Source organism: Kitasatospora sp. NPDC005748 (assembly GCF_040630735.1).
Taxonomy (GTDB): domain Bacteria; phylum Actinomycetota; class Actinomycetes; order Streptomycetales; family Streptomycetaceae; genus Kitasatospora.
The window spans coordinates 86,840-99,615 of the sequence record NZ_JBEXYD010000019.1 but is presented as its reverse complement, the minus strand read 5'-3'; the positions used below and the strand labels follow the sequence as shown (position 1 = coordinate 99,615).

The following is a 12,776-nucleotide window of genomic DNA, read 5'->3' as shown; positions in this document are numbered from 1 at the left end:
CCAGGGAGCGCTGTGTCTCGCCGCCTGTTCACCTCGGAATCCGTGACCGAGGGACACCCCGACAAGATCGCTGACCAGATCAGCGACACCATCCTTGACGCTCTCCTGCGAGAGGACCCGACGTCCCGGGTCGCCGTGGAGACGCTCATCACCACCGGCCAGGTGCACGTGGCCGGCGAGGTGACCACCAAGGCTTACGCGCCGATCGCGCAGCTCGTCCGGGACAAGATCCTGGAGATCGGCTACGACAGCTCCAAGAAGGGCTTCGACGGCGCCTCCTGCGGCGTCTCGGTGTCCATCGGTGCCCAGTCGCCCGACATCGCACAGGGTGTCGACACGGCGTACGAGGCCCGGGTGGAGGGTGACGAGGACGACCTGGACAAGCAGGGCGCCGGTGACCAGGGCCTGATGTTCGGCTACGCGTCCGACGAGACGCCCGAGCTCATGCCGCTGCCGATCACCCTGGCGCACCGCCTCTCGCGTCGCCTCTCCGAGGTCCGCAAGAACGGGACGATCCCGTACCTGCGCCCCGACGGCAAGACCCAGGTCACCATCGAGTACGACGGCGACAAGGCCGTCCGCCTCGACACCGTGGTCGTCTCCTCGCAGCACGCGAGCGACATCGACCTCGACTCGCTGCTCACCCCGGACATCCGCGAGTTCGTCGTGGAGCCGGAGCTCAAGGCGCTCGCCGAGCAGGGCATCAAGCTCGTGACCGAGGGCTACCGCCTGCTGGTCAACCCGACCGGGCGCTTCGAGATCGGCGGCCCGATGGGCGACGCCGGCCTCACCGGCCGCAAGATCATCATCGACACCTACGGCGGCTTCGCCCGGCACGGCGGCGGCGCCTTCTCCGGCAAGGACCCGTCCAAGGTGGACCGCTCGGCCGCCTACGCGATGCGCTGGGTGGCGAAGAACATCGTCGCCGCCGGCCTCGCCAGCCGCGCCGAGGTGCAGGTCGCGTACGCGATCGGCAAGGCCGAGCCGGTCGGCCTCTTCGTGGAGACCTTCGGCACCGAGACCGTGCCGGTGCTCACCATCCAGAAGGCCGTCACCGACGTGTTCGACCTTCGCCCGGCCGCGATCATCCGCGACCTGGACCTGCTCCGCCCGATCTACTCGCAGACCGCCGCGTACGGCCACTTCGGCCGTGAGCTGCCGGACTTCACCTGGGAGCGGACCGACCGGGTCGAGCAGCTGAAGAAGGCCGTACAGGACTGACCCGCGGTCGGCCCGACCGATCGGACCGCAGGCGGCGGCCGCCCCGACACGGGGGCGGCCGCCGCCTGCGGCGTTCCCCGGTCGGGGGCCGGTACGGGCGTCATGTCGGTGTGACCTGGTAGTACTGGGAGCGATGAGCAGCACGCAGGGGAGTGACGAGGCCGGGGCGGCGCCGGAGCAGCTTGCCTTCATCCGGGAGACGGTCCGCCGGGCCAAGCCCCGGACGTGGCACGGCGCCAAGCGGGCCGAGCACCTGCCGGTGGCCCGGGTGGTGGTCGACAAGGGCGTCCTGACCATCGACAAGTTCTTCGACTACGAGGTGCCCGCCGCGATGGCGGACGACGCCCGGCCCGGCGTCCGGGTGCGGGTGCGTTTCGGGGCACGGGTGGTGAAGGGCCAGCGCGAGGGCGGGGAGCTGCACGACGGGTTCATCGTCGAACGGCTGGAGAAGAGCGACTTCCCCGGTCCGCTGGCGCCGCTCGCCCAGGTGCTCTCGCCCGAACCGGTCCTCACCCCGCAGCTGCTCCGGCTCTGCCGCACCGTCGCCGACCGGTACGCCGGCACCCTGGCGGACGTCCTCCAGCTGGCCGTGCCGCCCCGGCACGCCAAGGCCGAGGCCGAGCCCTCGCCGCCGCCCGGCCCGCTGCCCGGGGCACCGCAGCCCGGCGGCTGGTCCCGCTACCCCGCCGGGCCCGACTTCCTCGCCGCGCTGGCCGCCGGCGGCCAGCCGCGCGCGGTCTGGACGGCGCTGCCCGGCCCCGGCTGGCCCTACGAGATCGCCCGGGCGGTCGCCGCCACGCTGGCGAGCGGGCGGGGCGCACTGGTCGTGCTGCCGGAGGGCCGGTCGGTGGCGCGGGTCGACCAGGCGCTGACCGAGCTGCTGGGGGAGGGCATGCACGCGACCCTGGCGGCCGACCTCGGCCCCCGCGAGCGCTACCGGCGCTGGCTCACGGTGAGCCGCGGCTCGGTGCGCGCCGCCATCGGCACCCGCGCCGCCATGTTCGCGCCGGTGCACGACCTCGGGCTGGTGGTCGTCTGGTCGGACGGCGACAGCAGCCACAGCGATCCGCGCAGCCCGCACCCGCACGTGCGGGAGGTCGCGCTGCTGCGCGCGGCGGAGGAGGGCGCCGGCGTCCTGCTCGGCGGGCACGCCGTCACGGTCGAGGGCGCGCAGCTGGTCAGCACCGGCTGGGCCCGGCCGCTGGTGGCCGACCGGGAGACCGTCCGGCAGGTGGCGCCGAGGGTCCGTACCGTCACCGACCAGGACCAGCACCGGGACGCCGCCGCCCAGGCCGCCCGGCTGCCCTCGGTGGCCTGGGAGGTGGCCCGGGAGGCCCTGGCGAGCGGCGGCCCCGTGCTCATCCAGGTGCCGCGCCGCGGCTACGTGCCCCGGCTGTCCTGCGGGAACTGCCGCACGCCGGCGCGCTGCCGCCGCTGCGAGGGCCCGCTGGAGGCCTCGGCCGCCGACGCGCCGCTGCGGTGCGGGTGGTGCGGGGAGGGCGCGGCCGACTGGCACTGCCAGGAGTGCGGCTCGTTCCGGCTGCGGGCCCAGGTGATCGGCGCCCGGCGCACGGCGGAGGAGCTGGGCAAGGCGTTCCCGCGCATCCCGGTCCGGACCTCCGGGCGGGACGCGGTGCTGGCGACCGTCCCCGCCGAGCCCGCCCTGGTGATCTCCACCCCGGGCGCCGAGCCGGTGGTGGAGGGCGGCAGCGGCTACGCGGCCGCCCTGCTGCTGGACGGCTGGGCACTGCTCGGCCGCCCGGACCTGCGGGCCGGCGAGGAGACGCTGCGGCTCTGGCTGACCGCCGCCGCGCTGGTGAAGCCGTCGACGGAGGGCGGCGCGGTGGTCGTGGTGGCCGAGCCGACCGCCCGGCCGGTGCAGGCGCTGGTCCGCTGGGACCCGCTCGGCCACGCCGGGATGGAGCTGGAGGAGCGGGCGCAGCTGCACTTCCCCCCGGTGTCGCGGATGGCCTCGGTCAGCGGCAGCCCGGCGGCGGTGGCGGATCTGCTCGGGCTGATCCGGCTGCCCTCCGAGGCGGATGTGCTGGGGCCGGTGCCGGCGCCCGCGCTGCGGGGGGAGGAGCAGGAGCGGGCGCTGTTGCGGGTGCCGCCCGGGCAGGGCGCGGCGCTGGCGACGGCGCTGAAGGCGGCGCAGATCGCGCGGATCGCGCTGCGGACGCCGGAGGCGGTGAGGGTGCGGATCGATCCGACGGACATCGGGTGAGGTCCGGGGGGCGGTCGGGTGGTCCGGAGGGTGTGGGCCGGGTCTCGGGTGGCGTCGGCCGGGGTCTCGGGTGGTCTCGGTCGGCGTCGGCCGGGCGGGGCCCGTGCGGTTCGGCGTGATCGGCCGGACCGCACGGGCTGCCGTCGGGCTCAGCCGCGCAGGGGGATGCCGGGGCGGTCCAGGGCGCCCCGGTCGTGGGTAGGGCGGTCGTGCGCCGCCGCGCGCTCCAGTACGGCCCGGTCCAGGGCGCTGCGGTCCAGGCCGCCCTGGCGGGCCGCCGGGACGGTCGCGGCCAGTCCGGTCGGGGCGGGAGCGGCGGCCGGCAGCTCCTCGGAGCGGTCCGGCCGGGTCGGACCGGGCACCCCCGGGACGCCGCCGGCCGGCACCCCGCCGGCCGCCAGCAGCTCGCTGGTCGGCCGGCGCATCCCGTAGCGCCGGTGCACCGCCTGCTTGGTGACCCCGAGGGCCGAGCCCACCGAGTCCCAGGAGAAACCCAGCGCGCGGTCGAACTCGACCGCCGCCGCGACCAGCGTCTCCACGCTCTCGCGCAGCTCCTGCGCCAGCCGCACCGTCGGCGCGGGCGCCCGCCCGTACACCACGAACCCGGCCGAAGTACTGGGGCGGCGCGGACGGTAGACGTTGCCCAGCTGGGCGGTGAGCGTCCGCAGCGCGTCGACCTGCCGCCGGACCCGCTCGATGTCCCGCACCAGCAGGTGCAGGCTCGCCCGCGCCCGGGCGTCGTGATTGATCTGCTCGGCCATGGCCTACGTGCCACCTTCCGTACGGTTCAGCTCGGCCGGAACGTGATGTCCCGCGCGTTCCGGCCCCGGTCAATCTCACTTGACCAACGCCGGACCGCCCGCCGGGGTCACGCAGCCGGGCCGACTCGGGATATGCCAGAACACGGTGCCGGGAGCCGAAGGCCTGCGCGGGAGCGGTGCGGAGGAGCGGGCGGTGCCCCGATCCGATTGCATAGACTTGGCCGGTGGTCGGCCCGTCGGGCGGTCGTGGGCGGGTCGGTGACCGGTCGGTGACCGGTCCGTGGCCCGAACTCCCGGGGCCCGCCCGTGGCACGCCGAACGCCCGACACCCGAACGCCGAAGTCCCGCACCTCCCGCACTCCTCAACTCCCCGACGGACAGGAGCCCGTACGCCGTGGCGATCCAGCCGATCCGCATCTTCGGAGACCCCGTCCTGCGGGCCACCGCCCAGCCGGTGACCACCTTCGACAAGGAACTGCGCAACCTGGTCCGGGATCTCACCGAGACCATGCTCGACGCCCCCGGCGCCGGTCTGGCGGCTCCCCAACTCGGCGTCTCCCTAAGGGTGTTCACCTATCACGTGGACGGCGTCACCGGGCACCTGATCAACCCCGACCTGTCGCTGACCGAGGAGGAGCAGGACGGCCCCGAGGGCTGCCTCTCGCTGCCCGGCCTGCGCTACGACACCAGGCGCGCGTACGGCGTGGTCGCCAAGGGCTTCACCATGTACGGCGATCCGGTCACGGTCGAGGGCACCGAGCTGCTCGCCCGCTGCATCCAGCACGAGACCGACCACCTCGACGGCATCATCTTCATCGACCGCCTCGACCGTGAGCGGCGCAAGGAAGCGCTGAAGGCGATCCGCGAAGCGGACTGGGGCGAGGGCCCCGCGCCCGTCGTCCGGGTCTCCCCGCACAGCACCTTCGGCTCCGCGCGCTGACCACCCCGGTCGCCGCTCCTACGGAATTCCCGCTACCAGAAAGGCCCTTGATGCGCCTCGTGTTCGCCGGCACCCCCGAGGTCGCCGTTCCCGCCCTGGACGCCCTGCTCGCCTCCGACCGGCACGAGGTCGTCGCGGTGGTCACCCGCCCCGACGCCCCCGCCGGCCGCGGGCGCAAGCTGGTCGCCAGCCCCGTCGCCCAGCGCGCCGAGGAGGCCGGGATCGAGGTCCTCAAGCCGGTGAAGCCCAGCGACCCGGAGTTCATCGCCCGCCTCACCGAACTCGCCCCCGACTGCTGCCCGGTGGTCGCGTACGGCGCGCTGCTGCGCCCCGGCGCGCTGGAGATCCCCAAGCACGGCTGGGTCAACCTGCACTTCTCGCTGCTCCCGGCCTGGCGCGGCGCCGCCCCCGTGCAGCACGCGGTGCTGGCCGGCGACGAGGTCACCGGCGCGTCCACCTTCCTGATCGAGCAGGGCCTGGACTCCGGTCCGGTCTACGGCGTCATCACCGAGGAGATCCGCCCGGCCGACACCAGCGGCGAGCTGCTCGACCGGCTCGCGCACTCCGGCGCCCGGCTGCTCGCCGCCACCATGGACGGGATCGCCGACGGCTCGCTGCACGCCGTCCCGCAGCCCGCCGAGGGCATCACGCTCGCGCCGAAGCTCACCGTCGAGGACGCCCGGATCGACTGGGCCCACCCCGCCCTGCGGATCGACCGCGTGGTCCGCGGCTGCGCCCCCGCCCCCGGCGCCTGGACGCTGTTCCGCGGTGAGCGGCTCAAGGTCTCCGGCCCGGTGAAGCTGCTGGCGGACGCCTCCGCGCTCGCCCCCGGGGAGCTGGCCGTCGGCAAGAACAGCATCCGGGTCGGCACCGGCAGCCACGAGATCGAGCTGGGCGAGGTGCAGCCGCAGGGCAAGAAGCCGATGCGCGCGGCCGACTGGGCCCGGGGGGCGCGGATCGAGTCCGGCGAGCGCTTCGAGGACGCCGCGCGCCCGTAGGACGGCGCTTCCGCCGGGACAGCGCTTCCGTGCCGGATGCCGTGCCGCCGGTCCCGCCTCGCCCGGGCGGGGCCGCCGGGCCCGGCGCGGGAGCGGTGCGGCGCGGGTCCGGGGTCCGGCACGGGCCGGGGCCGGGGTGTACCTTCGGACGAGTCTCCCCGGGCGACGAGTCTCCCCGGACCATGGGGAATACTGTTCGTTCGATAACCACCGCAGCACTTTGAGGCACCTTTTGAGCACTCCCAGCGCCGGCCGCGCGCCCCGTCCGCACCGTCGTCCCAAGAAGGACCCGGCGCGCATCGTCGCGTTCCGCGCCCTGCGGGCCGTCGACGAGCGCGACGCCTACGCCAACCTGATCCTGCCGTCCCTCCTGCGCGAAGCCGAGCAGAAGGGCATGGACCGGCGCGACGCCGCCCTCGCCACCGAGCTGGTCTACGGCACGCTGCGCCTCCAGGGCACCTACGACGCCGTCATCGCCGCCTGCATCGACCGGCCGCTCAGCAAGGTCGACCCGCCGGTCCTGGACGTCCTGTCGCTCGGCGCCCACCAGCTGCTCACCACCCGCATCCCCAGCCACGCCGCCGTCTCGGCGACCGTCGAGCTGGCCCGGGTGGTCCTCGGCGACGGCAAGGCCAAGTTCGTCAACGCCGTCCTGCGCCGGATCAGCGCCCACGACCTGGACGCCTGGATCGCCAAGGTCGCCCCGCCGTACGAGAAGGACGCCGAGGACCACCTCGCCGTCGTCCACTCGCACCCCCGCTGGGTGGTCGCCGCCCTCTGGGACTCGCTCGGCCGCTGGCAGCCCGACGCCTCCGACCGCACCGCGATCGAGGAGCTGCTGCGCGCCGACAACGAGCGCCCCGAGGTCACCCTGGTCGCCCGCCCCGGCCGGATCGCCGTCGCCGACCTCGCCGAGTCGCTGCCCGAGGCCGAGCCCGGCCGCTGGTCCCCGTTCGCGCTCCGGCTCGCCGAGGGCGGCGACCCGGGCGCGCTCCCGGCCGTCCGGGAGAACCGCGCCGGCGTCCAGGACGAGGGCAGCCAGCTGGTCGCGCTCGCCCTGGCCGCCGCGCCGCTCGACGGCCCGGACCGGGTCTGGCTGGACGGCTGCGCCGGCCCCGGCGGCAAGGCCGCGATGCTCGCCGCCCTGGCCGCCCAGCGCGGCGCCGCCCTGGTGGCCAGTGAGAAGCAGCCGCACCGGGCCCGGCTGGTGGCCCGCACGCTGGAGGGCAACCCCGGCCCGTACACCGTGATCGCCGCCGACGGCACCCGCCCCGCGTGGCGCGCCGACAGCTTCGACCGGGTGCTTGTGGACGTCCCCTGCTCCGGCCTCGGCGCGCTGCGCCGCCGCCCCGAGGCGCGCTGGCGCCGCCGGCCGGCGGACGTCGCCGCCTTCGGCCCGCTCCAGCGCGACCTGCTGCGCGGCGCCATCGACGCCACCCGGATCGGCGGCGTCGTCGGCTACGCGACCTGCTCGCCGCACCTCGCCGAGACCAGGGCCGTGGTGGACGACGTGCTGCGGGAGCAGGGTGGCCGGGTCGAGTGGATCGACGCCCGCCCGCTGCTGCCCGGCGTGCCGTCGCTGGGCGAGGGCCCGGACGTCCAGCTCTGGCCGCACCTGCACGGCACCGACGCGATGTACCTGGCGCTGCTGCGCCGGACGGCGTAGCCGGGAGGCGGGGCAAGGAGGGCCGGTCGCGGGTGCGGCCGGCCCTCCGGCGTCTGCCGGGGGCCGGTTCGTCAGGGCGTCGCGAGTGCGGCGAGGAGTGCGGCGCCCTGGTGGCGGAGCCGGTCGAGCGGGAGGTCGTCGCAGTACAGGTCCGCACCGGGGATGCTGAAGGAGCCGAACCGGTGCACCGCTTGGTAGGCGAGGTACGGGCGGTGGCCGGCCCGGAGGTCCAGGCCGCACGCGAGGGTGGCGAAGTGGCCCTGGTCGCCCTCGCTGTCGGGGGCGGCGAGGTACCACTCGGCCTCGAACGGCTCGGGGCCGGACGGCAGCTCCACGAGGGCTCGGGCCAGCGCGCGGACGTCGTCGGCCGTGTCGAACGGCAGCGACTCGGACACGTACGGGGAGGCCGCGAGCAACTCCCACCCGGCAGGGGTGCGGTGGACGGCGAGCGTGGAGGTGCCCTCGGCGGACGTCCAGTGGCAGAGCAGCGGCGGGTCGGTCAGGTCCATCCGGTCCGTCCGGTCTACTCGGTCCATCGGGGGCCTCCGGGGCGGGGCGTTCGGTCGCGTCGCCACGTTGCCGGAGGCGCTGGAGCAGTCGGCGGCCGGTGTTGGCGGTGGCGTCGCCGCCGCCTGCTCGGCGCGGGTGAGGAGGGCGGTGCCGTGGGCGCCGAGTGCGCCGGTCAGGAAGGGGCCCGCCTGGGTCAGCAGGTCCGCGATCCCGGTGCCCGACAGATGGGACGACCCGGTCATGATCCGCTCAGGCGGACGGCGGCGGGTCGGTGGTCAGGGGGCGGTCGGTGAGGCCGGTGCCGCCGAGGCGGGTGGTCAGGCCGGCGAACAGGGTGACGTCCTCCGGGCTCCAGGAGGGCGCGGCGAACAGCTCGTCGGCGACGCGTTCGGCGGTGGCGCGGATGTCCCGGAGCAGGGTGCGGCCGGTGTCGGTGAGCGCCGCGTAGGCGACCCGGGCGTCCCGGGCGTCCGGCTCGCGGGTCACCAGGCCGATGCGTTCCAGCGGGGCGAGCCCCCGGGTGACGCCGGAGGCGGTGAGGCCGAGCGCCTCGGCGAGGTCCACCCGGCGCATCCGGCCCCCGGGCGCCTGGCCCAGCCGGAGCAGCAGGGTGAAATCGGCCAGGCTGACCCCGTGCAGGCCGCTCAGGCTCGCGTCGAACCGCCGTACCAGGGCCGCCTGCGCCCGGACCAGGCGCAGGGCCGCGTCCAGTGTGGAACTCATTGCCACCTCCTTGACTGCTCAAGTATAGCTGCGGACTGAGCCGTCGAGGAGGTGGCGGAGCGGGGGGTGCGGGATCGTGCGGGGTGGGGTCAGGCGGTGCGGGCGGCGCGGCGCTGGCGCTTGCCGACGGCGGCCTGGGAGAGGTCCTCGGCCTGCGACCGGAGGTTCTTGTAGCCGTAGCCGTGTTCGTCGAGCCAGGCCTTCGCCGCCCCCTCGGCCCGGTCGGCGGCCTCCAGGATGTCCTCCTCGGCCTCGCCCGAGTCCAGGAAGCGGAAGGTGAAGGCGGGGCGCGAGGCGAGGTCGTAGCTGAGGTGCCCCTCGGGCGTGAACGACGCGTACAGCACGTCGTGTTCGGCCGCGCGGGCGAGGAGTTCGGCGTGCTGGTCGGCGTCGAGGCCGTCGAAGGAGCCGCGGACGGTGACGCGGAAGGTGCGAGTGGTCATCCCTCGACCCTAGCCATCGGGGCCGGTCCGGTTCCACCGCGTTTCACCGGTGGGCGGCCCCGGGGTAGCCGGTGGTCGGGCCCGGGGCACCAGGTGGGATCCCCCACCCGGTGCCCCGGCGGGCTCAGGCCTCGCGCAGGGCGGCCTCGGGCGGCGCGAGGCCGTCGGGGCCGGCGGAGGCCGGCGCGGCGGGCTCCGCGTCGTCCGCGCCGCCCAGCGCGGGCCAGCGGATCTGCGTCGCGCAGAGTGAGACGACGGCGGCGGACGCGGCCACCGCGGCCATGCCCCACACCAGGCTGCTGCCGTTGGCGATGAAGCCGATCACCGCCGGCCCCGCGAGCAGGCCCGTCGTCCCGGTGGCGGCGACCAGCGCCAGCGCGTCCGAGCCCTGCCGGGCGGCGGCCACGTAGATGCACGGGGTCACGGCCGCGACGCCCAGCCCCACGCAGGCGAACCCGAGCAGTGTCGGCACCACCCCGCCGGCCAGCAGCGCGAGCGCCAGGCCGCCGCCCGCCAGCAGGCTGCCGAAGCGGACGATCCGCCCGTCGCCGAAGCGGGTGCGCCAGCCGTCGGCGAAGATCCGGGCCGCCACCATCATGACCGAGACGACGGCGATGCCCAGCGGGGCCAGTTGGGGCGCCGCGTTGACGACATCCTTCAGGTAGAGGGCCGACCAGTCGTTCATGGCGCCCTCGGTGATGGTGCCGAACACCATCGCCAGGCCCATCCAGATCGTCACCCGCGAGGGCAGCGTCAGCCCGCGTCGCTTCTTCGGCGCCTGCGGCTCGGCGGCCTCCGGCGCTTCCGCGGCCGCCTTCTGGTCATCCGTCAGCATGCCCGTCTGGGCGAGCCCGAGGAGCAGCAGGAGGACGACGGCGGCGAGGCCGAAGTGCACGGACAGGGTGGTGGTGAAGGCGTTGACGCCGGAGGCGAGCAGGGCGGCGAGCAGCGAGCCGGCGCTGAAGGTGGCATGCAGCCTGGACATCGCCGTCCGCCGGTACTTGACCTCCAGGGCGGCGCCCTGCGCGTTCATCGCGACGTTCAGGCAGCCGACCGCGATGCCGTCGAAGCAGGCCACCACCAGGGTCACCGGGTAGTTGGGCGCCACGGTGAGTCCGAGCAGCACCAGGCCCAGGGCGAGCGCCGACAGGGTGGCGAGCAGCCGTGAACCGAGCCGCTTCATCAGCGCCGCGACCAGCGGGAAGGACACCGCCGCGCCCACCCCGCAGACCATCAGCAGCAGGCCGAGTTCGGCCTCGCTCAGGTCCAGCCGGCTCTTCAGCGCGGGCAGGCGGGAGACCCACGTCGCGTACTGGAAGCCGAGGAAGCAGAACAGGGCCGCGATGGCCAGTTGGGCTCGGCGGTAGTCGTCGCGCAGGCGGAGCATGTTCATCGAACCACTTCGTCTTTCAGGGGCGACCCGGGGAACGGGCCGTGGGGGTGCGGCGGCGCCCCGGAGCCGGCTGCGGCGAGCAGGGCCGTGGGGGTGGGAGCCGCCGGGAGGGGAGGCGCGGCGGGGGGAGCCGTGCGCAGGGACATCGACATGTAGACCGCCTGGGGGCCGTAGCTCGCCGGGAGTTCGACCTCCGGCTCGGCGCGGTAGCCCAGCGGGGCCCAGAGGACCTCGCTGCCCCGGACGGCCACCAGCGAGATGGTCTCGAACCGCCGCAGCCGGGCCGTTCGCGCGAGGTGGCCGAGCACCAGGGGCGCGAGCCCCCGGCCGCGCAGCTCCTCGGCGATCACCAGGTCGTGCGCGTGCATGTTGGTGGACCGGACGCCGGCGGCCTCCGGCCGGCTCAGGTCCGGGCACGCGTGGAGCGGGTAGGGCAGCGCGAGCAGGTAGCCGCCGAGGCGCCCCCGGTGCTCCACCGCGAAGCAGGTGGTGGGCGAGGCCCGGCCCCGGGACTCCAGCGCCGCCCGCCCCTCGGACAGACCGCTCGCGCTGTAGGCGCGGGCCTCCAGTGCCACGACCTCGTCCCAGTCGTCGGCGGCCAGCAGTCGGACGCGGACGCCCTCGGCGATCTCGTTGGCCATCATGCGGGACCTCCCTCGGAGACGGGAACGGGGGTGCGGGCAGGCACAGGGGTGGGGCGGCCGGTGCCGTCGGTCCGGCGGACGCAGGTGTACGGGAGCGGCTCGAACCCGTTGAAGCCCTGGGTCGTGTACGCCGTGGCGTAGGCACCGCAGGAGAAGATCCAGACCGGATCCCCGGAGGCGGCGGCCGCCGGCACCGCGACGAGGCCGTCGTCGTCGGTGTACGCGTCGTCGCTGTCGCAGGTCGGGCCCGCGACGACGGCCGGTAGGTAGCCGCCCTCGGTGGCGGAGTCCCGCGGGTGGGTGGGGAACTCCATCCGGTACTGCAGTTCGTCCATCTCGTACAGGCCGTTGAACTTGCCGCAGCCCAGGTAGAGCCAGTGCTGCCGCTCGCCGTCGAGCTGCTGCCGGGAGGTCAGCCGGGCGACCTGGGTCCGGATGGCGCCGTGGTCCGCGACCAGGTGGCGCCCCGGCTCCAGGAGGAAGTCCAGCGGCGCCGCCGACACCTCCCGGAGTCGCTGCATGCCCTCCCGGAGTACGGCGAACATCTTGTCCACCGGCGGGTCGAGCGGCCGGCCCCGCTTGTCGAGGACGCCGAGGGCGGGCAGGCCGCCGCCGAGGTTGACGTGGTCCAGCAGGATGCCCCGCCGGTCCAGCTCCTCGACCACGGCGGTGAGCGAGTCCAGCGCGCTCTGCCAGGCGTCGGAGGTCATCTGCTGCGACCCGACGTGGACGGAGAGCCCCGACGGGGTCAGTCCCGCCGCGCGCGCCTCCTCCAGGACCAGGACGGCGTCCGCCGGTGAGCAGCCGAACTTCCGGCTCAGGCCCCAGAGCGCGCCGTCCCCGGTGGTGGCGACCCGGCAGAACACCCGGGCACCCGGGGCGTGGACGGCGAGCGCCGCGACGTCCTCCAGGCTGTCCGTCGCGAAGTCCCGGACGCCGAGCCGGTACGCCTCGGCGATATTGCGGTCGGACTTGATGGTGTTGCCGTAGTGGATCCGCTCGACCGGGACGCCGGTGCGCAGGGCCTGGGCGATCTCCTGCGGGCCGGCCGCGTCGAAGCCGGCGCCCAGCTCCGCCAGGTGGGCGAGAACCTCGTCCACCGGGCACGCCTTCATGGCGAAGCGGACGGCGATGCCCGGCAGTTCGCGCAGCAGCGCCGTGTACTGGCCCTCGATCCCGTCCAGGTCGTAGTAGATCCGGTCGTCGGTCGCGGCCGCCAGGGCGGCGCGCAGGAGTGTGTTCTCAGACATCGT

General features: G+C 75.2%; 12 protein-coding genes. 5 read left to right on the top strand and 7 right to left on the bottom strand.

Going from position 1 to position 12,776, the window contains the following annotated elements; genetic code table 11:
- Positions 1–12 precede the first annotated feature (12 nt).
- Positions 13–1,221: a methionine adenosyltransferase gene (metK, locus tag ABZ495_RS17080; RefSeq protein ID WP_329486768.1), complete on the top strand. Its 1,209-nt coding sequence runs from the start codon at positions 13–15 to the stop codon at positions 1,219–1,221.
- Between the two features lie 133 nt (positions 1,222–1,354).
- Positions 1,355–3,445: a primosomal protein N' gene (locus ABZ495_RS17075; RefSeq protein WP_359836598.1), complete on the top strand. Its 2,091-nt coding sequence runs from the start codon at positions 1,355–1,357 to the stop codon at positions 3,443–3,445.
- 149 nt (positions 3,446–3,594) lie between these two features.
- On the opposite strand, the gene ABZ495_RS17070 is transcribed toward ABZ495_RS17075, so the two are convergent.
- Entirely contained in the window at positions 3,595–4,206 is a 612-nt protein-coding gene (locus tag ABZ495_RS17070; RefSeq protein WP_329486766.1) for a hypothetical protein, read from the bottom strand.
- 394 nt (positions 4,207–4,600) lie between these two features.
- Here ABZ495_RS17070 and def point away from each other — a divergent pair, with 394 nt between their 5' ends.
- The 3 genes from def (at position 4,601) to ABZ495_RS17055 (ending at position 7,810) form a co-directional block, all read left to right on the top strand.
- Positions 4,601–5,146 (top strand): peptide deformylase, encoded by a 546-nt coding sequence (gene def, locus ABZ495_RS17065; RefSeq protein ID WP_352290778.1) that lies wholly within the window; start codon positions 4,601–4,603, stop codon positions 5,144–5,146.
- A 50-nt stretch (positions 5,147–5,196) separates the two neighbouring features.
- Complete coding sequence (fmt, locus tag ABZ495_RS17060; protein ID WP_329486764.1) at positions 5,197–6,144, top strand: methionyl-tRNA formyltransferase; 948 nt, start codon at positions 5,197–5,199, stop codon at positions 6,142–6,144.
- Positions 6,145–6,376: 232 nt separating this feature from the next.
- Positions 6,377–7,810 (top strand): transcription antitermination factor NusB, encoded by a 1,434-nt coding sequence (locus ABZ495_RS17055; RefSeq protein ID WP_359836596.1) that lies wholly within the window; start codon positions 6,377–6,379, stop codon positions 7,808–7,810.
- A gap of 71 nt (positions 7,811–7,881) precedes the next feature.
- Here the strand turns inward: ABZ495_RS17055 and ABZ495_RS17050 are convergent, their stop codons facing one another.
- The 6 genes from ABZ495_RS17050 to ABZ495_RS17025 form a co-directional block, all read right to left on the bottom strand.
- Entirely contained in the window at positions 7,882–8,562 is a 681-nt protein-coding gene (locus ABZ495_RS17050) for a hypothetical protein (RefSeq protein WP_359836595.1), read from the bottom strand.
- Between the two features lie 7 nt (positions 8,563–8,569).
- Entirely contained in the window at positions 8,570–9,043 is a 474-nt protein-coding gene (locus ABZ495_RS17045) for a MarR family transcriptional regulator (protein WP_359836594.1), read from the bottom strand.
- A gap of 89 nt (positions 9,044–9,132) precedes the next feature.
- Complete coding sequence (locus tag ABZ495_RS17040) at positions 9,133–9,486, bottom strand: DUF6204 family protein (protein ID WP_359809638.1); 354 nt, start codon at positions 9,484–9,486, stop codon at positions 9,133–9,135.
- Between the two features lie 124 nt (positions 9,487–9,610).
- The gene (locus tag ABZ495_RS17035; protein ID WP_359836613.1) at positions 9,611–10,873 is read right to left on the bottom strand and encodes an MFS transporter; all 1,263 of its coding nucleotides are present in this window, start codon (positions 10,871–10,873) and stop codon (positions 9,611–9,613) included.
- 2 nt (positions 10,874–10,875) lie between these two features.
- Positions 10,876–11,523, bottom strand: a complete 648-nt coding sequence (locus ABZ495_RS17030; RefSeq protein ID WP_359836592.1) for a GNAT family N-acetyltransferase — start codon at positions 11,521–11,523, stop codon at positions 10,876–10,878.
- Entirely contained in the window at positions 11,520–12,773 is a 1,254-nt protein-coding gene (locus ABZ495_RS17025; protein WP_359836590.1) for a type III PLP-dependent enzyme, read from the bottom strand. Before ABZ495_RS17025 ends, ABZ495_RS17030 begins: the two co-directional genes overlap by 4 nt.
- Between the last annotated feature and the right edge of the window lie 3 nt (positions 12,774–12,776).

What these genes read in the sequence shown, in the direction of transcription:
- ABZ495_RS17075 (WP_359836598.1), top strand. Translation starts at nt 1,355, where the DNA reads ATGAGCAGCACGCAGGGGAGTGACGAGGCCGGGGCGGCGCCGGAGCAG.
- ABZ495_RS17070 (WP_329486766.1), bottom strand. Translation starts at nt 4,206, where the DNA reads ATGGCCGAGCAGATCAATCACGACGCCCGGGCGCGGGCGAGCCTGCAC.
- fmt (WP_329486764.1), top strand. Translation starts at nt 5,197, where the DNA reads ATGCGCCTCGTGTTCGCCGGCACCCCCGAGGTCGCCGTTCCCGCCCTG.
- ABZ495_RS17050 (WP_359836595.1), bottom strand. Translation starts at nt 8,562, where the DNA reads ATGACCGGGTCGTCCCATCTGTCGGGCACCGGGATCGCGGACCTGCTG.
- ABZ495_RS17045 (WP_359836594.1), bottom strand. Translation starts at nt 9,043, where the DNA reads ATGAGTTCCACACTGGACGCGGCCCTGCGCCTGGTCCGGGCGCAGGCG.
- ABZ495_RS17040 (WP_359809638.1), bottom strand. Translation starts at nt 9,486, where the DNA reads ATGACCACTCGCACCTTCCGCGTCACCGTCCGCGGCTCCTTCGACGGC.
- ABZ495_RS17035 (WP_359836613.1), bottom strand. Translation starts at nt 10,873, where the DNA reads ATGCTCCGCCTGCGCGACGACTACCGCCGAGCCCAACTGGCCATCGCG.
- ABZ495_RS17030 (WP_359836592.1), bottom strand. Translation starts at nt 11,523, where the DNA reads ATGATGGCCAACGAGATCGCCGAGGGCGTCCGCGTCCGACTGCTGGCC.
- ABZ495_RS17025 (WP_359836590.1), bottom strand. Translation starts at nt 12,773, where the DNA reads ATGTCTGAGAACACACTCCTGCGCGCCGCCCTGGCGGCCGCGACCGAC.